Here is a 1278-nt window from a genome sequence, read left to right as displayed (position 1 = left end):
AGATGTGTATAAGAGACAGGTATTGAACCGCCCCGGGAATCCTGGAGACTAAACTTCCTGAGAAAGAGGTAAACAGGATGACTAAAAATACTCGTTTTTCCCCCGAAGTCCGTCAACGGGCAGTCCGTATGGTTCTGGAAAGTCAGGGCGAATATGACTCACAATGGGCGACAATTTGTTCCATTGCTCCAAAGATTGGCTGTACGCCGGAGACTCTGCGTGTCTGGGTTCGCCAGCATGAGCGGGATACCGGGGGCGGTGATGGAGGGCTCACCACCGCTGAACGTCAGCGTCTGAAAGAGCTGGAACGTGAAAATCGTGAACTGCGCCGCAGTAACGATATCCTTCGCCAGGCTTCCGCTTATTTTGCGAAGGCGGAGTTCGACCGCCTCTGGAAAAAATGATGCCACTGCTGGATAAGCTGCGTGAGCAGTACGGGGTCGGACCGGTATGCAGCGAACTACATATTGCCCCGTCAACGTATTACCACTGTCAGCAACAGCGACATCATCCGGATAAACGCAGTGCCCGTGCGCAGCGCGATGACTGGCTGAAGAAAGAGATACAGCGCGTATACGATGAAAATCACAAGGTATACGGTGTGCGTAAAGTCTGGCGTCAGTTGTTACGGGAAGGTATCAGAGTGGCCAGATGCACTGTGGCACGTCTCATGGCGGTTATGGGACTTGCCGGTGTTCTCCGGGGTAAAAAGGTCCGTACGACCATCAGCCGGAAAGCCGTTGCCGCAGGCGACCGCGTAAACCGTCAGTTCGTGGCAGAACGACCTGACCAGCTGTGGGTGGCTGATTTTACTTACGTCAGCACATGGCGGGGCTTCGTCTATGTGGCGTTCATCATTGATGTGTTTGCCGGATACATCGTGGGGTGGCGGGTCTCATCGTCCATGGAAACGACATTCGTGCTGGATGCACTGGAGCAGGCGTTATGGGCCCGTCGACCGTCCGGCACGGTCCATCACAGTGATAAAGGTTCTCAGTATGTATCGCTGGCCTACACACAGCGGCTTAAGGAAGCCGGATTACTGGCATCAACAGGAAGTACAGGCGACTCGTATGACAACGCGATGGCGGAGAGCATCAATGGTCTTTACAAAGCGGAGGTAATACACCGTAAGAGCTGGAAAAACCGTGCAGAAGTGGAACTGGCCACACTCACGTGGGTGGACTGGTATAACAATCGACGATTGCTGGAAAGGCTGGGCCATACTCCTCCGGCAGAAGCAGAAAAAGCTTATTATGCTGTCTCTTATACACATCT

Annotated in this window: 1 protein-coding gene and 1 other annotated feature; the gene reads left to right on the top strand. The window is 53.4% G+C overall.

Annotation, left to right across the window (positions count from 1 at the left end; genetic code table 11):
* Positions 1-77: 77 nt before the first annotated feature.
* Positions 78-1278, top strand: a protein-coding gene (locus AC5O77_RS21620) for an IS3 family transposase (RefSeq protein WP_494507154.1) whose coding sequence is annotated in 2 segments (ribosomal slippage) — positions 78-366 and positions 366-1278 — 1202 coding nt annotated over the 2 segments. Because the reading frame shifts where the segments join, the coding sequence is not laid out codon by codon here. This gene is flagged as partial in the annotation.
* Positions 359-475 (top strand) — a sequence feature (AL1L pseudoknot). It overlaps the preceding gene by 117 nt.

It is taken from the genome of Stenotrophomonas sp. INTA L402-1, from assembly GCF_059295135.1.
This window is presented reverse-complemented; position numbering and strand designations above follow the sequence as displayed.